We start from the raw sequence: 25,225 nt of genomic DNA, 5'->3' as shown, positions 1-25,225 counted from the left end.
GGGAAAATGCTAAAAAAATACAGCATAATTTATACGTTCGTACAATAAGCTGATTTTAGTATTGCGTAATCTTGCGCTTCGCATTGATATTATGCCTTACTATTAGGTGCCTCTTCAACTTGAGGAGCACCATTAATATCGCGGTGAATACCTTGCATTTGTGTTTCAATATTTTGCAAGCTATGTGCGCAATCGAGCAAGGTTTGAGAGTGCTCAGCCAACTTTGCATCTGGCAAACCGGCTTTGTATCTTAAAGCGTGCTCCAAGCTGGCCCAATAATCCATCGCAATAGTTCGGAATTGCACTTCAACTGGCGTGTAGTGTGCTCCAGAAGACAAGAACACAGGAACTGCATAAATTACGTGCAAACTGCGGTATCCATTAGGTTTTGGATTCTTAATATAATCCTTAACTTGCAATACTTGAATGTCTGTTTGTTTAGAAAGATATTGTGCTACAGAATACACATCGTCGCAGTAGTTGCAAATTACGCGAATTCCAGCTACGTCGAAAAGATTATCACGTATAGAGCGTGTGGAAATATCTAGATGACGCCTTTGCAGCTTCTCAAAAATTGAGTGCACTGATTTAAGACGGCGTTCCATGTGGTGAATTGGGTCGTGAGAGAATCGCACCTGAAATTCGCTATCTAGAATCTCGAGCTTTGTACTTATTTCGTACATTGCTCCTTCGTAAATTTGCATCATGTTTACAAATTCGTCGATTTGGTCTTCAGGAAGCATAAGCGAATTAGTTTTGTCGCATTGGGAGCAATTTTGTTGATTTTTTGTATTGCTTACATTGCTACTTAAATTGTTGCTTTCATTAGCTGCTTCGTTGCTATGAAGACGCGCATAGAGTTCTGCTGCGTTTACGCGGTTATGACGATCAAGTATCACGTCTTTTAATAATACTATAAAAACTGCTAAACGTCTGGGAGTGCGTATGTAAATGTAATATTCTTTGCAAAGCGTGATATAAATATCTTAGGTGATTGCGCGCAAGCAAAATCTAGGAAAGTATTTTGACGGGGAGTGTATTTTGTCTGAAAATAAGCAGGATAATATTCCTAAAGTAATTTCAATAGTTGGTCCTACAGCTTCAGGCAAAACTAGTCTTGGTATTGCGCTTGCGAAAAAATTAGCTGAGCGCGGGATTCGTGCGGAAATCATCAACGCAGACGCGTATCAAATGTATCGTTACATGGATATTGGCACGGCTAAGGCGAGTGCGCAGGAGCAGGCGGAAGTACCACACCATTTGCTTGACATTATTGATCCTGAAGAAACGATGACGGTTGCGCGCTTTCAAACTTTGGCAAGGCAGTGTATTAGTGAGTTGCAATCGCGTGGTGTGAGGCCGATTTTAGTTGGAGGATCGGGATTGTATGCTCGTGCTGCTGTGGATGATATTACATTTCCAGGCACGGATGAGTCTATTCGTGCAGCTTTGGAGGAGCGCGAGCGCAAAGGAGGAGCAGGTGCGCTTTTTGATGAGTTGCAACGAAAGGATCCGGTTGCTGCGGCTCATATGGATGCGCGCAATCCGCGACGTACAATTCGCGCGCTTGAAGTGATTGAGCTTACAGGAAAGCCTTATTCCGCAACGCTTCCGAAGTATAAGTATGTGATTGATTGCGTGCAAATTGGCTTAGATTTGCGTCGTGAAGATTTAGATAAGCGCGTGGATTTACGTACGCAAATTATGCGTGAGCAGGGTTTTGTGGATGAGGTGCGCGCAATTCGAGGGCGATTGGGTGTGACTGCAGCTCGTGCTCTTGGCTACCAGCAGATTATGGATTATTTGGATGGCGTTTGGAGTGAGGATGAGGCTTTTGCGGATATTGCGCAAAAAACTCGACGACTTGCACGCAAACAAATGGGTTGGTTTGGTAGGGATGCACGCATTTACTGGTTGGACGCGTTGCGACCGGATCTTGCGGAAGCTGCGCTCGCGATTGTTGATGCTGCGGATGCGGGGGAGTTTGATTGCAATAGTTCTGACGCTACTGAGCACGCTACTCAGCACCATCTCGGAGATGCTTTTAACGTTTAATTTAAGCATTGGAAACATTGGGTTTTGCTACAAAAAACGCCACTGTTTTAGCAGTGGCGTTGTTGCGTTTGTGGAGTCGCGGGGAATTGAACCCCGGTCCGGTGACCGTACCCTCGGTCTTCTACGTGCGTAGTCTGCTGGCCGTGCGGCAGTTTTTCTGCCCCCATGTTATCGCAGACAATTCATGGCGAGCATATCTACAGTCAAAGTCCCTGAATTGCCCTGCAGCTCGGCAATTCAAGCAAGTCTTCTTATGACGTTCAGCACCACTCCGAAGACGTGAGTGGGTGAACGGAGCAGCTGCTCACTGGTTAATCCTGGCGCGAAGCTCAGGCAGCGAGAGCGAACTCAGTGCGATTAGATTTAGCACTTATTCTTTTGCGAAAGGACGTTTACGAGTGGACTTCCGCATTCTCGGCACGCTTCCCCGCGGCGAACAGATCGCCGTCGAAACCGATCGACCCCTTTTGATTTTTCAAACAATTGTTGCTCTAGAGCACACATTCCTACATTGTATCATATTTTAACGTTACGAACTGCTTGAGCACTTATTCCTCACGGCATAGTCGTTCGGATGATTTTTTTTGGGGGGGGGGTATTGATTAGTATACTATTAGTTAGGTGATTTTATTTGCCAAGCGTAAATATGAGTTGTAGTTGATTTGTAATGAATAAAAGATTATAACAAATGTTTATTTTATGCCCATATACTGTATTCATGTATAATACATATGAAGATTTATAAGTATGCGTGGTCTACTTGAAATTGGTTGGAGTGAGGAGAAATAATGGCAGAGCGTAAAGATTTACACGGTGATGTGGTACCAAGAAGAACACTTCGTAAGGCTCATGCGGTGAAGCGTTCTCGTGCTTTGCGTAAGGGAGTTGCTGGAGTTGCTGTTGCTTCAACTTTGGCAATGATGCTGCCATCTGTTGTAGCTTCCGCGCTTCAGCCTACTCAAAAAGATATTATCGATGCGTCTAATATGACGCAAAAAATGGGCAAAGGTAAGCCTGATGTAGACGAATTGAACATGCAGCGTTGGGGTGCTGGCGTGCTCAATAAGAGTGCTCAAACTCAAAAGTTTGTAGAGCTTGCGCGCCATGATGCACAAATGCAACAGTTGCGCGAGGCACAACAGCGTGAGATTGAGCAGCGTGAAATAAATAAGAGTGAAGCAAAACAGCACGAATCGCAACAACAAGAAACACAACAGCGCGAAATTGATTCGCAGTTAGGCAGTTCTTCAGAACAGGTTAATTTCGGACATTCTTATGAGACTATTGAGAACGCTCAGAATACACGTGATTTGCAGAATTTGCAAAATGCGAAGAATATTGAGTCTGCAAATTCTAATAAAGCTTCTAATAGTGTTCAGTCTGCTACGCCTACAAAGACTTCTGAGATTAAAAATGCAACTTTAGGCTCAAAGTCAAATGTTGCTGAAAATACGGTAAATGCTGTTGGGTCTGCTGGATCTGCTGCAGTAAGTGCGCCTGCGCCAGTGCAGAATACAAACGCACAACCTTCAAGCACTCACACAGAAAATACGAATACAGTAAGTAATGCAAATACGACAAAAGTGCGTGCTCGTACGTCTGCTGATGGCAGTAATAGTGCTTCCAACGGGAGTAGTGTAGCTCCTGCAAGTAATGCAACTTCAACTCCGAATGCGGCTCCTGCAAATAATGCACCTACATCTCAGACTGCGGCTCCTGCAGATAATACAACTGCGCCGTCTACTCCTGTAACTTCAACAGGTACAGAAGCTAACGCTGGTGCTGGAACTGCAGCGACCCCAGGTGCAGATACAACTGCACAAGGTAATGCGCAAGTGTCAAGTGCGCAAGGGCAGGGTACAGAAAGCTCTACACAAGGTTCACAAGGCTCTGCTCAAGGTTCGCAAACCAATACACAAGGTGAAAATACAAGAGTCCCAGGCGAAGGTAAAAGTACTACGCATTCAGCTTCTGGCTCAACACCTGCTCCAGAGTCTAGGTCTACTTCGAGCAATCAGCCAACGCCTTCACCTTCTCCTGCACCGACCTCTGGCACACAGAACGCTGGCACAACAACTAATAACGCAGCAACTGATCCAGACAGCCAGGTAATTAAGCCGAATACGGATAATCCAGAGGCGAAGAGCACAGAGCAAGCCAACGAACAGGTACAAACCGACACTAAGCCAAAAGCTACGTACAATTTGCAAATTCGCTATACGATTGGCGGTGCTGCGAATAAGCAGCTTGTACAGCCTTATGAGCTTACAATTGACCAAGAAGACTTCGATAAGCTTGACAAAGATGGTAAGTACGAATACATTGAGCTTCCGCAGGCTGCTGGATACCGTCCATCTGTATACCATTCCGGGGATTATCAGTACTACATTAAAAACGACGAAGGCAAGTTTGTTATTGACGACGGTACGGATGCGGATGCTAAGCGCTACTTGCGTTTGAGTAAGAAGCTGATTACTGAGTATGCTGTAAAGAAAAGGCCTGCTGTTGGAGCTAACAACGGCGCTCAAGCCCCGCAAGCCTCGTCATCTCAAACAACTTCGCAATCTTCATCATCTGCGCAACCGGCAGTAGAAGACGGCATTCAGTATTACGGCGAGTTGAATATCAACTACGCTCCTAAAACAGCTAAGTACTATGTGCGTCACTTGGTGCAGGATCTCGATAATAAGGATGAGTTTCACGATGCTCCAAATCTTGGCGTTGGCAAGACTATTGAAGTAACTTACAAAGATGGCAAAAAAGAACGTATCCACGTCACTGAAGTTACTGGCACTGTTGGTTCAGATGTGAGTGCTGTAGCTCTGTATATTCCAGGCTACGAGCCGGAGCATAATCTTATTAGCTCGCCACTTTCTGATTCTGAAGATGAAAAAGACAAGCTAGTTTTGAACCTTCGTTACTATCGTAAGGCGTATGAAGTTACTTACGATTCTGCTGGCGGCACGGATGTTACTGCTCAAAAAGTGTATTATGATCAGGAAGTGCCTGCGGTTCCAGAACCTACATATCGTGGTCATAAGTTCCTTGGGTGGCAGGTAGTAAAACCAGGGGATACTAATCAATCAAATACTTCTGGTAGTCCACTAATTAAAGGAAATTCTACTAACTACAAGATGCCGGATCACAATGTGCGATTCCGCGCAGTTTGGGAAGCTAACAATACTACCAGCTACCGCGTGAACGTGTGGGTACAGAAGGCGGATTTGGTAGACAAAGAGCATCCGGATTCGCTTGTAAACTACGACTTTGTTGGTCTTGTTGAGCGCACGAATGTGCAAACTGATAGCGACGTTGTGCTCGATAAGATGGATGATGCTGGTGTTGCTAAAGATACTGATGAGCTTAATGGTAAAAGCGAAACTGATTATGTAACGAACCCGGAGCTTGGCTTAACAAAAGAAGAGCTGCAAGGTACAGATGCGAATAATCATAAAGATGGCTTAATTTCAAAGTTCAACTGGATGAACGATACGCCTGTAACAAGCTTAGACGGGTATGATACTGAGCATCCTGGTGATGCTAACAACAAGGGTAAGGACTTATTCACCCGCTACTTCCACGTGAATAAGAAGCTGACTAAAGAGCTTAACAGTGAGGAACATAATCTTGTGCAGGGTCGCCCAGATTTAGGCAAACGCAGTAAAGCGAAGCTTTGCGCAAACGACTTAAACAACACTCTTAACTTAGTTTACGATCGCAACGAGTACGAGCTTATTTTTGCTAAGCCTGCTGGCGTAAATAGGGGTGACAATGTTGCTATAAAAAGAAAAGATGAAAACGGCAAAACAACTATTTATTGCTATGCTGGCGGTGGCGGTTGCTCGGATAAGTATGATAAAAAAGACAAAGATGATAATGACAATGCAATTAACCATAAAGGCTACCGCGTAAAGGTTCGTTACGGTCAAAAGCTTACTGATATTTGGCCTGATGTAAATGAATTATATTTTAGTGAAGAGGGAAAAGGCTCTTTAGGGTGGCAGCTTGGATTTGCGGGGGATATAAAGTATCGTGACACTCCTCCGTATCGTTTTACTAAAGAAGAATTTGCTGACCCTGAATTCCGTGCTGTTTTTAAAAAAGATCAAAAAGACAAAGTAGCACCTAGAATTAGCGATGACCCTGAGAAGACTCCTCAAACTACATACGAGTTAAAAGATAATCAGCGTCTGCTTACTGCTGATAGCAGTGATCAAAGTCAGCCTATACAGGTGATTATTAGGAAGCAAAGTATTGCATCCGCTAAAAAGGGTGGTACAGCAAGCGATGACGATTATGAGCTTTCTACCGATTCTTATAGCAAAGATGATACTCCCAACACTGGCTATGATTATCCAGCTCCATCTATTGCTGGTTTTAATCCTGCTAATGGTTATGATAAGACAAAAGTTGGTGATGCGTTAGATTCAGACGACTTTAAAGATAATCTGGAAGTGTGGTATAACGAATCTCATGCTCATGGGGATTGGGATGATTTAAGTGAGGATGAGCAGAAAGCTTTTGCTAAAAAGTATCATTTAGCATTTCGAAAGTATAGGGGCGTTCCAGTAGATGAACAAGAAAATTATTCTGGTGATGAAAATGAATTTAATGATAACAAACCACTTGAGTTTAAGTATGACCGCCAGTCGTACGACGTGCAGTTTTATAATGCGGACGGCAAGGCTATAAGCAACGCAAAGGATGGCGCTGCTACAGAGAGATTGCCGTACGAGTATAGCTTGACTAAGCGCGGCAAAAAAGATTTGACGGGCGAAGACAAAGATTTATACGGAAAAGATACGTCTTACGATGATTCTGTAACTAAAGACAATGCTAACGATACGTCTAAGCAGTTCGATGGAAAGTACACTTTCACGCTTAACGGCAAGACTTACTCCATCACTCGTCCTAACAATTTGCCAAAAGACTACGTGTTTAAAGGCTGGGCTGTTGATCAAGCTGGTAGTCAGCTTATAAATGGCGAGAGTGAAGATGCTAAAGGTGAAAGCAAAGATAAAAGCAAAGCTAAAGATATTACAATGCCAGTTAATGGCATTAAGCTTTATGCTGCGTGGGGTAAGCCAACCAATATTAAGCACACGGTAACGTTTAACTACAATATGCCGAATATCGATGGGAACGGTAATGAGGTAGCTGGCACAAACGTAGTTAAGAAAAAGGAGTTCGCTCGCTACCATGTTATTGACGAAAAGGATGAAATAGGCACTCCAACTCGTAAAGGCTACGACTTCTACGGTTGGGAAATCAACAAGAATGGCAAAACTTTGCCGTACGCCTTTGGCAACAAAGTAGTAGAAGATATAACGCTTAACGCAGTGTGGGTGAAGGATACTCGCTACAAAGGCACTTTTAAGCATATATTCTTAAAGCCTGGATACACGATTTCTGACTATAAGAATGCTGTTACGAAAGAGGCCAAAGCTGCGATGGTAGACCATACCGCCGAGCAAACGGTTTCCGGCTTGCGCGAGCATTTGCGCTACAATGCGGAAGCAGTCTATAGTGACGAAACGCACTTCCCAGATAAGCATTTCACGAGCTTTGAAGCTTCGAGTACTGAATCTGAGAATACTGGCGAGTTTATTTACCAAACTTATAATATGCGCAAGTACAAAGTTCGCTATGTAACTATTGGTAAGGACGGTAAAGAAAAGGAGCTTCTTCCAGAAAGCGAAGTTAGCTCTGTAAATAGGAAGTATGACGTAGTATTCTACAAGCCTATTGAAGGCTTTAAGCCAGAAAATACGCAGCAGCGTATTGAATACGTTACTGATCCTTACGGCAAGCAAAAAGCTGAAGATATTCGTACTATCACATTTAGATATGATGACGTACGCGTGCTTAAGCGTAAGGACGATCATCAAGCTCGACCAGATCACTACACGCGTTACGTGTTTAAAGTGGCTGATGGTCAAGACTCTATGGGCAGCGTTGTTGACTGGCAGAACAAGGATGTAGCTGACGGCTCTGCTCTTGTGTACGACGCAATTAAGGGCACAAAAGCTTATCAAATGCCACTTCCAGCAGTGAAAGCAAAGCCTGGATTTGAGTTTGTTGGTTGGACTTCGAAAGTCGGTTCGTCTGAAGTTGGCTCGCATACGCTTCAGTATTCCGATGGTGTAAATCGCTTGCCGATTCGCTCCGAAGAGCAGAACAATCCTGAGGTAATTTACACTGCTAACTTCAAGCTAAAAGCTCCTGTTGCAATTGATACTAAGGTTTTGAAGCCAATAGATACTTTGAATCCGGCTGATCCAACTGCAGCTAAAGCTCTTATAACGAATGCTGATGAGTATCCAAGTGATGCTACGTTCTCATTCGGTAAAGACGAAAAGTTTGACAACACTCCAGGCTTGCACAAGATTAAAGTGCAAGTGCATCTTGATGGCAACATTGCTGAAACTGAAGTGTTGTACCGCACGCTGCCGGATTTGGTGTACGGAAGCGAGTGGGAGAAGTTTAAGGCTACTGACTACGGTAGCAAGCATAAAGACGAGTACGTGCCGATTACCTTTACCGGTAAGAACGATGAAGGCACTATTATTGGTCACGATGGAGATAATTCTAATCATCCTGATGACGGAGACACTACGCTTACTGCGTACGTTTATAAAGGTAAGGATGTTAGAATCCGCGTGCCGCAAGCTTTCGGTAAGGATCATAGTGCCGATAATTACCACTACGTGTTTAAGGGCTGGGCAACTAATGTTGTAAAGCCGACTGCTGAGAATCCGAATCCAGAGCAGAAGTACGATATCGATTCTGAAGGTCGTTATAAGGATGTTAAGGTTAACGATAATTCCGGCATAACTTATAACGCTGTTTACAAGAAGATTGAATACTTCTCGAGTTCCTCTGACGGCGGTGAAGTTCCTAAAGATGCTGTAGTTGCAATCTTCAAGCCTGCTCCAGGACGATTGTGGAGTGACGGCACGAGTGGACCTAAAGTGTTCTACGTAAAGAAGGGCACTGATATTTCCCAAATTACGAAGATCATTAATGGAAAGCAAGTGAATGTTCTTGAGATGCTGAAAGGCAGTCTCACTGGAGCTACTGGCACTTGGAAACGAAGCAGTATGCTTAATGACGGTAAGAAAGTTACTGAAGTTAAAGATGTTGCTGACGTGACCGGTGATTGGAAAGATGGCTGGAAAGTCAATGAACCATTCCAAGAGTTCGTGGCAGATCAAACCCCTTGGACAGAGCCAGCAGTGCAGACTGATTACCTTGTTGCTGTGCAAGATGACCCTGACACGCTTCCAAAGCTAACCGATTTTATAACTAATATGTCTCAGCTCAAAGCAGATGCTGCTGTGAATAATGGCATAGAAGACATAAAAGTCGAATACGATTTACCAACTGAAGCTGAACAAAATAAGTTAAAACAAAAAATGCTTAAGAAGCCTGCTTTGTACACTGTTCCTTTGAAAGTTACAGTTAAGTATAAGGATGCAGTGGATTACAAGACTTATAGACTTGTAGGACGCTTAAAAGTGCTTTATCAGTTGATGTACCCAGAAAGCTTGCCGAAGGAGAATACGCAGGATACTACGCAAACTGGTGCTAATGCTGAACGCAAACTAGTTTTTGATAAGACTAAGTATGTTTCAGTCAACTTTATAAATGCTCAGAGTGATAATAAGTCACCAAATGGCAAGGGTGAATTTGCTGAAGGTTCGCGCGAGTTGTACTACGCATATAAGCAATCTGCTAGTGGCGTTCGTGCACCGCAGGTTATTGGCAAGGATTACGATGCGAAAGGATACCATTACGAGTTCCAAGGCTGGGAGATGCAGGCAGCTACTGCACCTGTAGCAAATTCGACCAACACGCCAAATATTACGAATGGTACAAATACTGCTGCATCAGTAGTCCCTGTTGTGACACTTGTTGCTACTGCGGCTCCAACACCTACTACTGTGTCGAATTCACCAAAAATTAAGCTATATTCTAGTGCTGAAATTGCTGGTATGAAGTTTAGTGGGAACACCACTTTTATAGCACGTTATAAGCTTGTGCCAAACGTAATTGACGCTTCTCAACAAGACGATATTCCAGATGGCTACGTTGCAACCATATTCCTTCCAGGATTTGGTAGAACGTGGGCTGACGGTTCGTATAAGCCAAAACTTCTGTATATTCGTCACGGAAAAGATAAAGAAGATAACATTAAGTTTGCTCAAAAAGTTGCAAACGATACTGCTGCAGAACTTTCCGGTTTTACAAAGTGGCAAATGTATGATGCAAAGAGCCGTAAGTCAAACATACTCTTACACGACAATTGGGATATCAGCAGGCCGCGCATTTTCGTTGCTGAACAAAATGGCGCTGATGGTGTGAAGATTCCAGAAACAGTTGTTGGCGTTGGAGATAAGATTCCAAACGTCAATAAGCTCGTACATAGTGCTGACCCTAAAGTGAGTGTATCTGTAGATGAGAATGCTAAGGTTGATGTTTCAAAGCCTGGAATTTCAACAATTATGGTGAATGTAACTAAGCCTACTGATGAAATTGATAAGACTACAGGAAAGCAAAAAACTGTTACAACTAAGTTGCCTGTGCATGTGTATGTTTTGCCTAACGTGATTGCAGATAACGATTTGCCGGCTAAGGGCACTGCTGCGGCTAAGTTCATAGAAAAGAACTACACGAAGGTGACGTATGTAGCTGGTAAGGGCGGAAGTTTGCAAAAATCGCCTCTTGAGAGTGCTGGCGACAAGATAGTTTCAGTATATTGGGTACGAAACGGCGCTACTAATTTGCTTATGCCAGTTCCAGATGTGCTTGCCGATAAGGGCTACGTGTTCAAGGATTGGTCGTCTAATACGACTGAAAAGCCAGCGGCTCTGGCAGATAAACGCAAGGCCACAGAAGAAGAACGAGAAGCTTTGGCTCGAATGGCAATTATGGATGGTATGCCATATGTAGCAAAGTTGATTCGTAACTCAGATAAATATACGCTTGCTGCTTTGCAAAATCTCCTGAACGAAGCGCAAAAGCAACATGCTGCGCAAGTCTACAATGCTAAGCGTGAAGAATTAGCTCAGGTTGCTGAAAGAAATCATAAGACTGATCTAGCTTCTGAAATTCGTCAGTCTCATGATTCCTTACAAAAGATTAAGGATAAGCTTGTCCAAAATGGCATTGATGTTGACAAAGTCATTGAGCAAGTTCATGAAAAGACTTTGCTTGTAAAACTTGCTAAAGAAGCTGGACAACCATGGCTTGCCAAGCAAATTTCCAATTCTATGTATTCTTCAATAGAAGCGCTGAAGAATTTGATGCAAGAAGCAGGAATAGACTTAACATTTGCTAATCTTGAGAACGCAATTGATAGTTATGTTCTTGATGAACAGCGAGAAGTGCTCGCTGAGCTTGCTGATGAAGCAGATAAGCCATTTGTTGCAAAGATAATTCGCAGCTCCAAGAAGTCTAGTTTGGAAGCTTTGAAGCAGGTTTTGCGCAATGCTGGAGTAAATCCAGAGATTTCGCTGCCAAAGCCTCACTCAAAACACGAAATCACTATTACTGCAAACTTCGAGAAGATGGCTCCTATGAGGTTTAAGTTTAGTGGTTCTGCTCGCGAGGGTATGTTAACGAACTTTACTTTGCAAAACATGACTGAAGGATCTGGCGATGCTACTAACAAGATTACGGTAGATGGTAAGGAAGTAACCATTAACGAGTTAATCTCAAAGGTTACGAATTCTGTAAACGGTATTAACGCAACCTGCGCTGGTACTGCATGCAAGATTTCCGGCACTCCTAAGATTGTGAATGGAAAGCCAAAAGTTGAGCTAACGTTTACTACTACCGATAAGTATGGTCGCGAAGCGGAAATTGCTGTTGAAATTGATGTGATTTCTGAGAGCAAACCAAACTCTCCAACTCCAGCACCAATTCCAAGTCCAGCACCAGCGCCTGAGCAGCCAACTCCAGCGCCTGAGCAAGTTATTCCTTCTCTTGATTCTTCTACTTCATATGACGTAACTATTGAGGATGAAAAGAAGCAAGAAAAGGATCTAAAAGAAACTGTTGAAGCAAAGCTGGAATTAGCTAAAACTGGTAGCGACACGGTTTCTTCTGCATCTGCTGGTATTTTGTCGGCAGCAATCGCAGCAATTGGTCTTGCGGTGGTAAAGACTGGCAAGCACCATCGCAAGCGTCGCAATAATAAATAATTTATTTAAATTTGGAGCGTTTGAATTTTTCATGCGCTCCATTTTTATACGAATTATAAGCGCGTCGAGGGTGGTGACTAAAATAACGAAGGTTCCGGTTCACGCTTAGCTATTGGGGCTTTGCGACCCGGGTCGCCCGAATTCCATAGGAGACATTATGAAGCAGGGTATTCATCCCGACTATCACGCAGTGCAGGTTACCTGCTCTTGCGGAAGCACTTTCGTAACTCGTTCCACCGCTGATGGCGATCACATGACGGTTGACGTGTGCTCAAAGTGCCACCCATTCTATACCGGCAAGCAGAAGATTCTCGACACCGGCGGCCGCGTGGCTCGCTTCGAGAAGCGCTACGGTAAGAAGACTAAGTAGCTTTTGTGACGCCAGCCCTGCTTTCGTGTAACTCGCGGAATCGGGGCTGGCGTTTTATGTGCTAAACATGTGTGTTTAGTGTTCTACATTTAACATTTAAATTTTTTGATTTACAATCCGCGTTAAGCGCGACTACAAAGGAATATGATGGCTGAGTCAGTAGAGGAACAATTCCCGGCAGCAGTTACCGCGTTAGAAGAGTATCGCGATATTGAAAGTCGCATGGGAAGTCCGGAAGTTGCGTCAAACCCGGACGCTATTCGCAAGCTCGGCCGCAGGCACGCAGAACTCGGCTCAATCGTAAATGCTTACCTAAATTACAAGCAGCTTTGCGACGATTTTGAAGCCGCAAACGAAATGGCAAGCGACGACCCAGATTTTGCTGAAGAAGCTAAGCGCTTAGAAGAGCAGCTTCCAGCAGCAAAAGAAAAGCTTCGCACGGCATTAATTCCTAGGGATCCGGATGATGCGCGCGATATGATTATGGAAATTAAAGCTGGCACAGGCGGCGAAGAAGCGGCTCTGTTTGCTGGCGATTTATTGCGTATGTACATGCGTTATGCCGAAAAGCGCGGCTGGACTACCGTAATCCAAAGCGAAAATTCAACGGAACTTGGCGGCGTAAAAGATGTGCAGCTTGCGATTCGCGCAAAAGGTACTCCTGCTCCAGAAGACGGCGTGTGGGCAAGCATGAAGTACGAGGGTGGCGTACATCGTGTGCAACGAATCCCAGTTACTGAATCGCAGGGGCGCATACAGACTTCCGCAGCCGGCGTAATCGTGTTTCCAGAAGCAGACGAAGATGACGACGAAATCGAAATCGATCCAAAAGATTTGAAGATCGACATTTTCATGAGCTCCGGCCCTGGTGGACAGTCCGTGAACACTACTTATTCCGCGGTTCGCATGACGCATATTCCAACCGGAATTGTTGTTAGCATGCAAGACGAAAAGTCGCAGATTCAAAACCGTGCGGCAGCCCTTCGCGTGCTAAAGTCTCGTTTGCTCGCTATGAAGCATGAGCAGGAGGCAGCAGAAGCGGCGGATATGCGCCACTCACAGGTGCGTTCGCTCGACCGCTCTGAGCGAATCCGCACGTACAATTTCCCAGAAAATCGTATTGTGGATCATCGCACGAATTACAAGGCTTACAATCTTGACCAGGTTCTTGACGGCGACTTGCAGCCTGTTATCGACAGTGATATTCAGGCGGATGAAGCTGACCGCTTAGCGCAAGCCAAGTAAGTAGCCGATTAAAATTTCTAAACAATTCTTAAAATGCAAGAACTTTTGCGAGTTTTGCGCGATGCTGTTAAAAAGCTTGAGTTTGCAGGTGTGGAGTCAGCAGAATATGATGCGCGCTTGCTGCTGGCTCACGCTTGCGGAGTGAGCTTAGCTGAGCTAAACAAAGCTCTGCTTATGGGTGATTACAAGAATTTTTCGCCCGATTATGCTAGCAAATATAGCGATTTTGTATCTAGGCGTGCTTCTCGCGAGCCGTTGCAGCATATTATTGGTCGCGCGCCTTTCCGCTACTTGGATTTGCGCGTTGGCAAGGGCGTTTTTGTGCCGCGGCCCGAAACGGAAATTGTTGTTGAAGCGGGATTGGATTGGCTTAGAGAATCTGGTATTAGCAAGCCTACGGTAGTCGATTTATGCGCAGGTTCGGGAGCAATCGGATTGTCGATTGCAACGGAAGTTGCAGACGCGCAAGTGTGGGCTGTAGAAAAATCTCCTGAAGCTTTTCAATATTTGCGAAAAAATTCTGAAGAAACTGCAAAGAATTACGAAAATATGCAGATTTCCAGTCGATACCATGCTGTTCTTGCAGATGCAACAAAAGCGCATATTTCAGATTTAACTCCTGAACTTCACGCAATTTGCGGCAAAGTAGATTTAGTAATAACGAATCCGCCTTACGTGCCGGAAAATCAAGTGCCGGAACAGATTGAAGTGCGAGAATATGATCCTCCGCTTGCGTTGTACGGCGGCTCTGTGGATGGCTTGCTTATTCCGGAGCAGATTATGCGCGCGGCTTTTGCGCTTCTTAAACCCGGGGGAGCTATGGTTATGGAGCATGATATTTCGCAAGGAGATGCGCTTAAAAAGTACGCGGAAAGCCTAGGTTTTGTGTGTACTCGAGTTGGAAACGACTTAACAGGCAGACCGCGATACACTTTTGCGCAAAAATATGACTTGAATCAGATATATGACTTGAATCAAATAGAAGAAAATAAGCAAAATAAACAACAAAAGCAACAAAAGAGGCAAAAATGAGCAAAATTTACAATATCAACGGAGAATCACTGCAAATGGCAGCGCAAATTATTAACGAAGGCGGCGTAATCGTAGTGCCAACTGACACTGTGTATGGCGTTGCTTGTGACCCATTTAATGAAGCTGCAGTTGCAAAAATTTACGAGCTTAAGCGCAGGCCGCGCACGAAGGCGTTGCAAATTTTAATGAGCGGAGTGGAAGATTTAGAAAAACTTGGGCTGTATTTGCCGTCTCCGCTGGATATTTTAGGCAAAAAGTTCCTTCCGGGTGGATATTCTCCGATTGCGCGCGCTAAGAAGGACTCGGTTGCGTCCAAACTTGCAACGCTGTGCAAAACGAATGAGACTGATGAGAAAACTCAAGAAACTGAAACAACTCAAGCAATCGAATCAACTCAAGGTGTGCGCGTGCCTGATTGCCCGGAATTAATGCAAATTTTGCGCGTTACGGGCCCGCTGGCTGCTTCTAGCGCGAATCGCAGTGGTAACGAAAGTGCAGACAGCGTCGAGGAAGCATTTGAGGCTTTCGGCAACGAAATTCCGCTGTATTTGAACGCAGGTCCAACTCGCTCGCACGTGGCAAGCACGGTAGTTGGTGCGGATTCAAGCGATAAAGACGGTATTGTGATTTTGCGCGAAGGTGTGATTTCGGAGTGCGAAATTCGTAATGCGTTAAGTGAGTAAGTTTATTAACTTATTTCTGATACTAAATTTCTGGTACTAACAAATCGCTACAATCAAAATAAGCAAGCGAAAAATTTAGCAAACGCTGCTAAAACCAACGAAGTAATCGCATAGCAAAGGACGCATTTATGAGGGTATACCTGTTTATTGCAGCAATTGCAGGCGGTGCTACGTGGCTTATTATGCCGCTTGTTCGTCACCTTGCGATCCGTATGGGTGCTGTTGGCAAAGTTCGCGCTCGCGACGTGCATACTATTCCAACGCCACGTATGGGTGGTGTAGGTATGCTTTTTGGTTTTGCAGTTGCGATGGCATTCGCTAGTTCTATGCCATTTATTTCCGGGCTTTTTGCAGGAACGCACCAGCCGTGGGTTGTACTAGCAGGAGCCGTTATGATATGCCTGCTTGGGGTATGCGACGACATTTGGGATTTAGATTGGATGCTAAAGCTTGCCGGTCAGCTGCTTATAGCTGTTTTTGTAGCGTGGGGAGGGTTGCAAATCGTAACTTTGCCGCTCGGTTCGCTCGTGACGGCATCTCCAAGCGTGTCAATCGCAATAACTGCAATACTAATCGTTGCTTCAATTAATGCAGTAAATTTTGTAGATGGGCTGGACGGACTGGCTTCCGGAATCGTTGCAATTGGAGGAATCGCCTTCGCAACCTACTCCTACATGCTCGCGCGCACGTCGCCATCCTACGCATCAATGGCAACTCTTATTGACGTTGCAATGGTAGGTATGTGCGTTGGATTTATTATGCACAATTGGCATCCTGCGAAACTTTTTATGGGCGATTCCGGCTCCATGCTAATCGGCTACTTAATTACTTGCGCGTCGATTATTATGACCGGTCATTTGGATCCGTCGGCTGTGCATACGAGTATTTATTTGCCTGTATTTATGCCGATTTTGTTGCCGATTCTTGTGCTGTTTTTGCCGGTTCTTGACATGTGCTTGGCTATTTTTAGGCGTGTTGCTAAAGGGCAGTCGCCAATGCATCCGGATCGCATGCACTTGCATCACCGCATGCTTAGAATCGGACATTCTGTGCAGGGTGCTGTGCTGATTTTATGGGGATGGGCTGCGCTAATTGCGTTTGGCTCTATTATGATTTTGTTCTTTAAAGCTGTGTATGTGCTTGTTGGAATGATTCTTGCTGCTGCGTTGCTTACTGTGCTCACAATGATGCCGTACTTGCGTCGTCGCCTGCCCGAACTTCGCAATTCGTAGCGTTTCGTTCGGAGTTTCGGCAAACGTCATAGCAAAAACGTATAGTAACCCTATGGCTACAACTGATATTAACACGAAATCCGTGTATGCTCCTGTTCCACCAATTTTCGAGAAGCTCGGTCTCGCTTATGACGATGTCCTTTTGCTTCCAAACGAAACTGATGTTATTCCGTCCGAAGTGGATACTTCCACTCGTCTGACTCGCGAAATTACCATGAAAGTGCCAACTATTTCGGCAGCTATGGATACTGTTACCGAGTCCGATATGGCTATTGCCATGGCGCGTAACGGTGGTATTGGAGTACTTCACCGCAATCTTTCTATTGATGATCAAGCTGCGCAGGTTGATATTGTTAAGCGCAGTGAATCCGGTATGATTACCGACCCGCTTACTGTTCACCCAGATGCTACGCTCGCCGATTTAGATAAATTGTGCGGGCGTTTCCATATTTCTGGTCTTCCGGTAGTGGATAGCGAAAATCATTTAGTTGGTATTATTACCAACCGTGACATGCGTTTTATTGCTTCCGAAGATTACGATCGCTTGAAAGTTAAGGACGTGATGACGCGCGAAAATCTCGTCACTGGTCCTTCCGATATTTCTAAGGAAGATGCTCACCGCTTGCTTGCGGATAACAAGATTGAAAAGTTGCCTTTGGTTGATGCTGAAGGTAAGCTTACAGGCTTGATTACTGTTAAGGACTTTGTGAAGACTGAGCAGTATCCGGATGCTACTAAGGATGATCAAGGTCGCTTGCGTGTTGCTGCTGGCATTGGCTTCCTTGGTGATGCTTGGCAGCGTGCGTGCGCTCTTATGGAAGCTGGAGTTGACGTGCTTGTGGTCGATACCGCAAACGGCGAGGCTCGCTTGGCTCTCGACATGATTCGTCGCATTAAGGCAGATAAGGCTTTCGACGGCGTGCAAATTATTGGCGGAAATATTGCAACTCGCCAAGGCGCACAGGCTATGATTGATGCTGGCGTTGACGCTGTAAAGGTTGGCGTTGGCCCAGGTTCTATTTGCACTACGCGTGTTGTTGCAGGCGTTGGTGTACCTCAACTTACTGCAGTTTACGACGCTGCTCAGGCTTGCAAGGCTGCTGGTATTCCATGCATTGCAGACGGCGGCATTCACTATTCCGGCGATATTGCTAAGGCTTTGGTTGCTGGTGCTGACACCGTTATGCTCGGCGGCACTTTGGCTGGATGTGAGGAAGCTCCTGGTGAGAAGGTTCTTCTTCACGGCAAGCAGTACAAGCTTTACCGCGGCATGGGCTCGCTTGGCGCAATGGCTCCTCGCGGTAAGAAGTCTTATTCGAAGGATCGTTACTTCCAGGCAGACGTTACCAGCTCCGATAAGGTGGTTCCAGAAGGCGTTGAAGGCGAAGTTCCATATCGCGGTCCACTTAACGCTGTGCTTTACCAGTTGCTTGGTGGCTTGCATCAGTCCATGTTCTACGTTGGTGCTCACAATATTAAGGAAATGCAAGAGCGCGGACGCTTTATTCGTATTACTGATGCAGGTCTTCGTGAATCTCATCCTCACGATATTGTGATGACTGCAGAAGCACCAAACTACAGCGGTTTCCACAACTAAGTCGCGTGGTGCGTAAGTTGCGCGAGTTACGTGAGTTGCGTGTGTGAGTCGCGTGTAAGTCGCAACTATTTTGCATTAAACGGCGAAAAGTTACGCAAGTTATCTACAACTTGCCTGCTTTTCGTCGTTTTTAATACGTGTCTCGTCTCTACGAAGATGTAGGCTGATGGGTTCGAAAAAATATTAGGAAAGGAACGAAAATGGCTGAAGCTAAGGAAGATCTTACGTTTACGCCGGAAGAGTCGCGCTTAATTTGGATTGATTGCGAGATGACGGGACTCGATATTTTCCACGACGAATTATGTGAAGTATCTGTAGTTCCAACCGACTTTAATCTGAAAGTTTTGGACGACGGCATTGATTTAGTGATTAAGCCGAGCGATGCTGCTGTGGCTCATATGAACGATTTTGTGCGCAATATGCACACTTCTTCCGGACTCGTTGACGAGTGGAATAAGAACGGTTTGCCGTTAGAAGAAGCGCAAAAGCAGGTAGTTGAATACGTAAAGCGCTTCCTGCCGGCTCGCGGAAAAGCTCATCTTGCTGGAAACTCCGTCGGTTCCGACAAAAAGTTCCTCGACCGCTATATGCCAGATTTAATGGCAAATCTGCACTATCGTGTAATAGACGTAAGCACGTTGAAGGAAATTTCGCGCAGGCTTTACCCGGACGTTTACCGCAATAAGCCGGCAAAACATGGCGGTCACCGTGCGCTCGCGGATATTATTGAGTCGATTGACGAGCTTCGTTACTACCGCGATATGATGTTCGTTCCAGCTCCAGGCCCAAGTGAGTCTCAAGCAAAAGCTGGCGCACAGCACATTGAAAGCACGAGCTTGCTTCGTGACTACGAACGCCGCGGAGAGGCGCTAGAAGACGTAAATTCCGCAGAAAAGCGCGACTACTAAACACAACGCTACTATTAAATAAAGCGTGACTACTAAACGCAATAAAAGGTACTGCCAATGAAGCAATCCGAAGCTCTAACCATAATCAACGCTGGTGCAAGCGCGTTCATTACCGGCGCTCCGGGTGCAGGTAAAACCTACGTATTAAACGAAGCTATTCGCGAAATGCGAAAGAACGGTTTAAGCGTGGCTGTAACGGCTTCTACCGGAATCGCAGCAACTCATTTAAACGGTCAAACCATTCACTCTTGGAGTGGAGTTGGAGTTGCAAACGCACTTACGGATACGCTTCTTAAAACCATTAGAGCTAGGCGAGGAAAGCGCATAAAAGCCACGGACGTGCTCGTGCTGGACGAAGTTTCAATGATACACGCGTGGCTTTTCGACATGGTTGACGAAGTATGCCGAAAAGTGCGCAAAAATCCCGCTCCTTTCGGCGGGCTTCAAGTAGTTATTTCGGGCGACTTCTTCCAGCTGCCTCCTGTTAGCACTTCTATGCGAAATCGTGACGTGTTCGAGCCGAGCCCGGAGTTTATTTCGTCGCGCGAAAAGTATGCTGCAGCTGGAAAAAATCCGGAAGGCTATATTACGGAATCTTTCGCCTGGGATGCTTTGAAACCTGTTGTGTGCTATTTAACTGAGCAACATCGTCAAGACGACGGTAAGTTACTTGATGTTTTAACAGATATTCGTAGCGGTCTAGTAAGTGACGACGATAAGCAAGTGTTGGCCAGCCGTCTTGGTGAGTATCCGCAAGATGACGAAGTTGCAGTACATCTTTTCCCAACGAACGCGCAAGCAGATGGTTTAAATAATATGCAGCTTGCGGAAATTAATGCTGAGCCTCACGAATTCGTTGCAACGGAAGCAGGACCTAAAAATCTTGTTGAACGCTTAAAGAAGAATATGCTTGCTCCGGAGCGTTTAGTTTTGAAGGCCGGAGCTGCTGTGATGGCATTGCGTAATGACCAAGAAAAGCAGTATGTAAACGGCTCTGTTGGACGTGTGTTGCGTTTTGTGCCTGAATCTAAAGGTGGCTGGCCGATTGTTGAGTTTGAAAACGGAAATATTGTCACTCTTAAGCCAGCTGCGTGGGAAATGACGGACGGTGAGACTGTACTTGCTAGCGTAAATCAAGTGCCTCTTCGTTGCGCGTGGGGAATTACGATTCATAAGTCGCAAGGTATGACGCTCGATAGTGCGGTAATGGATTTGCGTAGAACTTTCGCTCCTGGAATGGGATATGTTGCGCTTTCTCGTGTGGAAAATCTGGGCGGTCTTTATTTGGAAGGTATTAACGATCGCGCGTTTAGCGTTTCAGTTGATGCCGTTCTACTAGATGGATCTTTGCGCGATGCTTCCAAACGTGCGAGTGGGATGCTTGCTAGCGATGGTGCTTCTGTATTTTTGACAGATAAGTTTGAAGGCGATTCTGCAAATCAGCAAGAGTTTGACATTTTTGGCGCTGTCAATTACACAGATAATGAAGAGTTTTCCTTCGATGACGAGTTTTAGTGCGATTTTTTGTGGAACATTTGCGCGACGACCTGCCTGAGCGCTGCGATTTAGCGCGCGAAGGCAACTCGGAGCGGAAACTCGCTTAAGTTGGAAGTCCGGGGGACTTCCAACGCGAGTTTCGTAGCGAGCGCGTTACCTGCGCGAGCGTTTTGGTGCTTTTGTGGAACATTTGCCGTGAATATACACGGCGTTTGTTGTCGTTTTTGCGTATTTGGGAAACATTTGCCGGAGTTTTAACTGGGTTTTTGTCGCTGCTTTGGCTTGTTTGTTTAGCTGTGTAAACAAGTGTTTATGTCCTCATGCGCAAATAGATTGGAACGCATGAATTCCAATGTACTTCGTATGTCTCAGCTGTTCCTTCGTACGCTGCGCGAGGATCCTGCAGACGCGGACGTGACTTCCGCAAAACTTATGCAGCGCGCAGGCTATATTCGCAAATCTGCCCCAGGTGTGTGGACTTGGTTGCCGCTCGGACTCAAGGTTTTAAACAAGGTTCAAGCGATTATTCGCGAAGAAATCAACGGTATCGGTGCGCAGGAAGTCCACTTCCCAGCACTTCTTCCACGTGAGCCTTATGAGGCTACAAACCGTTGGGAAGAATACGGCGACAACATCTTCCGCCTTAAGGATCGTCATGAAGCTGACTATCTTCTTGCTCCAACGCACGAAGAAGTTTTCACGCTCCTTGTTAAGGATATGTATTCTTCGTACAAGGATTTGCCTGTTACTTTGTATCAGATTCAAACGAAGTATCGCGACGAATTCCGTCCTCGCGCAGGTCTTATCCGCGGTCGCGAGTTTATTATGCAGGATGCTTATTCGTTCTCAATTGACGAAGATGGTTTGAAGTCTGCTTATGTTGAAGAGCGCGCTGCTTACGCTCGAATTTTCGACCGTTTGGGCATTAAATACGTGATTGTTCACGCTGTTTCTGGTCCAATGGGCGGTTCTGATTCTGAGGAATTCTTGGCTCCAATGCCAATTGGTGAAGATACTTTTGCTCTTGCTCCTTCCGGAAAAGCTTGGAATGTTGAGGCTCTTACCACTCCAGAAATGTCTGAGGTTGATTATTCTGCAACTCCTGCAGCAGAAGCGCTCGAAACTCCAGACGCTAAGACGATTGAAGCTTTGGTTAAGGTTTCTAACGATTTGCATCCGCGTAAAGATGGTCGCGAATGGCAAGCAGACGACACTTTGAAGAACTTGATTATTGCTGTTAAGCACCCGGCTGACGCTGAGGGTGGCGAGCATGAGGAGCCATGGCGCGAAATTGTTGCTATTGGTATTCCAGGTGACCGCCAGGTAGATATGAAGCGTCTTGAAGCTCAGTTCGCTCCTGCAGAAATCGAAGAAGCAACTGAGGATGATTTGAAGTCTCATCCTGAGTTTGTTAAGGGCTACATTGGTTTTAGCGTATTAGGTCCTCAAGCTCGCAAAGAGGGTAGTGGTATTGAAAATCCTGTTCGCTACTTGATGGATGCTCACGTTGCAAAGGGAAGCGCCTGGATTACAGGAGCTGACGAAGACGGAAAGCACGTTTACAACGCTGTTTACGGTCGCGATTTTGAGGCTGACGGCGTTGTTGAAGCAGCCCAGGTTCGTGACGGCGATATGAGCCCAGATGGTTCTGGTCCGCTTAGCTTCGAACGCGGTGTGGAAATCGGTCAGGTGTTCCAGCTTGGCTTAAAGTATTCTAAGGCTTTGAGCTTAAGCGTTCTTAACGAAAACGGTAAAGCTGTGCCAGTTTGGATGGGCTGCTACGGTATCGGCGTTAGCCGCGTGATCGCATGCTTAGCAGAAACACATCACGACGACGCTGGTCTCGCATGGCCTATGGCAATTGCTCCAGCTCAAGTTCACGTCGTTGCTACTGGCAAGGATCAGATTGCTTTCGACGCTGCTGAAAAGGTTGTTGAAGAGCTTAGTAAGCAGGGAATCGAAGTAATCTTTGACGACCGTCCAAAGGTTTCTCCAGGCGTAAAGTTTAAGGATGCTGAGCTTGTTGGCGTGCCGCTGATTGCTGTAGCAGGTCGCGATACCGTGAACAACGGTACGATTGAAATCCGCGATCGCAACGGCTCAAATGTTGAAGCAGTTCCAGTTGACGAAGCTGCAAGCCGCATTGTAGAGCGTGTCAAAATACTTTTGAATAAGTAAAATTTGGTGCGTAATTTTGAATCGTGAGAAATATTAATAACTTGTGGGCTCTGCGTTTGCATCCCACTTGTTTTATATATACGTAATAGGAAGAAGTTACACATATGTTTTGTGAAAAATGTGGATCACAAATTAGTGATGATCAGCAATTTTGTAATGAGTGTGGAGCGAGGATTGATTCTTCTATTGGTTCGCAAACTTCTGCAGAACAAATAAATAATCCGCAGCAAGCAGTTTATAACCAATCAGAACAGCAACTGTATACTCAGGTTTATGAGCAGCCTGTAGACGCGCTTAAGAATAAGAAAAGTAAGTATTCAAAATTAACAATTATTATTTCGGCAGTAGTTGCATTAGTTGTGGTAATTGCTGGAATAGTTTGTTTTTTGAATCTAAATAAAAGAGTAAATAGTGCTGATGGGTCTCATAATAACGTAATTAGTGAGGCTGGAAAACAATATAAAAAAGTTCTAAAAGATTTTAGCGAAACCAAATCTTCCGACAGTAGTGACATGAAGTATTACTACACGCTATGGGATATAAACAAAGACTCTATCCCAGATTTAGTGATTGCGTCTTCGCGCAGCGCTGATACTACTAGAATGATAGACGCTACATATGGCGTTCGTGTTGCTTCTTACGATGGTAAAAAGCTTATAAAATCTGAAGATTTGACCACTAGTAGCGATTCATATGCAACTTTGTATTTTAACAAGAATCATGATGGAATAGTTACACTTGCTCCATTTGGTTCCGATGCTACAAGTGATGGAGATATGCCTTGGACAAAAACAATATATCGCCTAAATAAACATCATAAATTCACAACTAGTTCTGAAACTGTTGAGCATCCGTTAGGAAGCGATGGTGTTGTTCAAGGAACTGATGAATTATCAAGAGTAGTAATGCCGTCGTTTATTTCAATTTCAGACATGAGAGGCGTTGACGCATTAGTGAATAATGAAGAGAATTCACAAAAAGTGCGTGAGCATAATAAGAATGTTCAGAATTGGATTGAAAAGGGTTACCAAGTCTACACTGGAACAATAAAGACCTTAAGTAAGGAAGAAGCTAAGAACTTACCTGGCGCTGATAAGGATGATACTACTGGCTTCCCAGACACTTATGATGATAATGCACGCTTTACTGTTCTTTTGCTAGATAATCCATCTTCAGTTACAGTGGCTAATGGTTTTATGGATTGTGCTTTAAGACCAACTATTACTTTCGCTAATAAAGTAGCTGTGCTTATCAGTGACTCTAATGATGGAACTAGTAATAATTTCAAACAATACGAAGGTAAGAGAATTACTATTGCAACGAAACCTAATGGCATTATGTATCATGGTGGTGATTTGCCTTATGGTCAGCCATCGGTTTCTTCTGATGACATACATGTGATTAAGTAGTAGATATCTCAGTTTCAGTAAATTAGGAAATACTTAATTTGCGAAATAGAGAATAAATAGATTTGCCGCCAGGAATGTTGATTCTTGGCGGCTATTTTATTTTATTCATATTAATTTGCTTACCGTTGCGCGAGTTTGAGGGATTTCTTGAGTTGCGATTTTATTTTTCTTAAATATCAGTTTCGCCCCCAAATTCATCATTCAAAATGTTTGCGTTAGAGTTATTTTGTTGTGCCCTATTGTTCTGCTGTGCTTGATTACTTTCTTTCGTATGATCATTTTTAGCGGAATCAGCGTTTCGCTTTGTAAATTGAGTAGTTCCACGATTTAAATCGTGACCAATAGTAGCCGCTTCTAAAATTATGCGATTATAATCATTGCCGTCTTTTGTCCAACTTTCAGTACTCAAATTTCCAGAAACAACAATTGCATCACCTTTATGCACGCTTTTAAGAACGTTTGAAGCCAAAGTTCGATACGCCTTCACAGTCATCCATGTGGTTGGACGCTCATGCCATTGCTGCTCATCATTTCGATAATAAGATTGTGTGCTTGCAATTCGTAGAGAACAAGCAGGAGAATTTTCGTTGCGTCCAAAACTTATTGGTTCTGCGCCTACAAATCCGCTAATAGTCACAGTTGACTGTTGTTGTACCATATTCATCATCCTTTCACGATTTGGACTGCAGCCATTTCAGCCCCGAAATCAGAGCCATCATTGCCCCTGAGCTTCGCAGCCACAAGGAAATGCCGCAGTAATAACAACTATGAATGTTTTGCGAGAATTGTTCTAGAAAATTCTTTTATTGTGGTT

14 protein-coding genes and 1 other RNA gene are annotated in these 25,225 nt (G+C 44.7%); 12 read left to right on the top strand and 3 right to left on the bottom strand.

The features are described from left to right. Nucleotides 1–89 precede the first annotated feature (89 nt). Complete coding sequence (locus tag HXT50_RS03060; RefSeq protein ID WP_004107417.1) at nucleotides 90–899, bottom strand: GTP pyrophosphokinase; 810 nt, start codon at nucleotides 897–899, stop codon at nucleotides 90–92. 142 nt (nucleotides 900–1,041) lie between these two features. Between HXT50_RS03060 and miaA the strand changes: the two genes are divergently transcribed. Next, the gene (gene miaA / locus HXT50_RS03055; protein ID WP_421777010.1) at nucleotides 1,042–2,055 is read left to right on the top strand and encodes a tRNA (adenosine(37)-N6)-dimethylallyltransferase MiaA; all 1,014 of its coding nucleotides are present in this window, start codon (nucleotides 1,042–1,044) and stop codon (nucleotides 2,053–2,055) included. A gap of 68 nt (nucleotides 2,056–2,123) precedes the next feature. Here miaA and ssrA read toward each other — a convergent pair. Beyond that, nucleotides 2,124–2,520, bottom strand: a transfer-messenger RNA (tmRNA) gene (ssrA, locus tag HXT50_RS03050). A gap of 323 nt (nucleotides 2,521–2,843) precedes the next feature. On the opposite strand from ssrA, the gene HXT50_RS03045 reads away from it, so the two are divergent. The 11 genes from HXT50_RS03045 to HXT50_RS02995 all read left to right on the top strand — a co-directional run bounded on the left by HXT50_RS03045 (nucleotide 2,844) and on the right by HXT50_RS02995 (nucleotide 24,411). After that, a complete protein-coding gene (locus HXT50_RS03045) occupies nucleotides 2,844–12,260 on the top strand; it encodes an InlB B-repeat-containing protein (protein WP_421777009.1) in 9,417 nt (3,138 codons plus the stop codon). 157 nt (nucleotides 12,261–12,417) lie between these two features. Next, nucleotides 12,418–12,630: a 50S ribosomal protein L31 gene (gene rpmE / locus HXT50_RS03040; RefSeq protein ID WP_004118797.1), complete on the top strand. Its 213-nt coding sequence runs from the start codon at nucleotides 12,418–12,420 to the stop codon at nucleotides 12,628–12,630. 147 nt (nucleotides 12,631–12,777) lie between these two features. Next, nucleotides 12,778–13,875: a peptide chain release factor 1 gene (gene prfA, locus HXT50_RS03035; protein ID WP_004118799.1), complete on the top strand. Its 1,098-nt coding sequence runs from the start codon at nucleotides 12,778–12,780 to the stop codon at nucleotides 13,873–13,875. 33 nt (nucleotides 13,876–13,908) lie between these two features. Then, nucleotides 13,909–14,907 carry a peptide chain release factor N(5)-glutamine methyltransferase gene (prmC, locus tag HXT50_RS03030; RefSeq protein ID WP_004119662.1) on the top strand — a complete coding sequence of 333 codons (999 nt, stop codon included), beginning with the start codon at nucleotides 13,909–13,911 and terminating at the stop codon, nucleotides 14,905–14,907. Then, nucleotides 14,904–15,590, top strand: coding sequence for an L-threonylcarbamoyladenylate synthase (locus HXT50_RS03025; protein WP_421777008.1), 687 nt, complete (start codon nucleotides 14,904–14,906; stop codon nucleotides 15,588–15,590). Before prmC ends, HXT50_RS03025 begins: the two co-directional genes overlap by 4 nt. Before the next feature lie 128 nt (nucleotides 15,591–15,718). After that, complete coding sequence (locus HXT50_RS03020; RefSeq protein WP_004107423.1) at nucleotides 15,719–16,822, top strand: MraY family glycosyltransferase; 1,104 nt, start codon at nucleotides 15,719–15,721, stop codon at nucleotides 16,820–16,822. A 52-nt stretch (nucleotides 16,823–16,874) separates the two neighbouring features. After that, nucleotides 16,875–18,419 (top strand): IMP dehydrogenase, encoded by a 1,545-nt coding sequence (gene guaB / locus HXT50_RS03015; protein WP_112928771.1) that lies wholly within the window; start codon nucleotides 16,875–16,877, stop codon nucleotides 18,417–18,419. A gap of 200 nt (nucleotides 18,420–18,619) precedes the next feature. Beyond that, a complete protein-coding gene (orn, locus tag HXT50_RS03010) occupies nucleotides 18,620–19,327 on the top strand; it encodes an oligoribonuclease (protein WP_004107431.1) in 708 nt (235 codons plus the stop codon). A gap of 57 nt (nucleotides 19,328–19,384) precedes the next feature. Next, nucleotides 19,385–20,842, top strand: coding sequence for a PIF1 family DEAD/DEAH box helicase (locus HXT50_RS03005; RefSeq protein ID WP_174163731.1), 1,458 nt, complete (start codon nucleotides 19,385–19,387; stop codon nucleotides 20,840–20,842). A gap of 324 nt (nucleotides 20,843–21,166) precedes the next feature. Further along, the gene (locus HXT50_RS03000) at nucleotides 21,167–23,002 is read left to right on the top strand and encodes a proline--tRNA ligase (protein ID WP_116442869.1); all 1,836 of its coding nucleotides are present in this window, start codon (nucleotides 21,167–21,169) and stop codon (nucleotides 23,000–23,002) included. A 104-nt stretch (nucleotides 23,003–23,106) separates the two neighbouring features. Beyond that, nucleotides 23,107–24,411, top strand: a complete 1,305-nt coding sequence (locus HXT50_RS02995) for a zinc ribbon domain-containing protein (protein WP_231880158.1) — start codon at nucleotides 23,107–23,109, stop codon at nucleotides 24,409–24,411. A 169-nt stretch (nucleotides 24,412–24,580) separates the two neighbouring features. On the opposite strand, the gene HXT50_RS02990 is transcribed toward HXT50_RS02995, so the two are convergent. Next, the gene (locus tag HXT50_RS02990) at nucleotides 24,581–25,069 is read right to left on the bottom strand and encodes a single-stranded DNA-binding protein (RefSeq protein ID WP_004118831.1); all 489 of its coding nucleotides are present in this window, start codon (nucleotides 25,067–25,069) and stop codon (nucleotides 24,581–24,583) included. Between the last annotated feature and the right edge of the window lie 156 nt (nucleotides 25,070–25,225).

This window comes from Gardnerella sp. KA00243 (assembly GCF_049244105.1).
Classification (GTDB): domain Bacteria; phylum Actinomycetota; class Actinomycetes; order Actinomycetales; family Bifidobacteriaceae; genus Bifidobacterium; species Bifidobacterium leopoldii.
The sequence above is the reverse complement of the archived record's forward strand: the minus strand, read 5'-3'. Positions and strand labels throughout refer to the sequence as shown.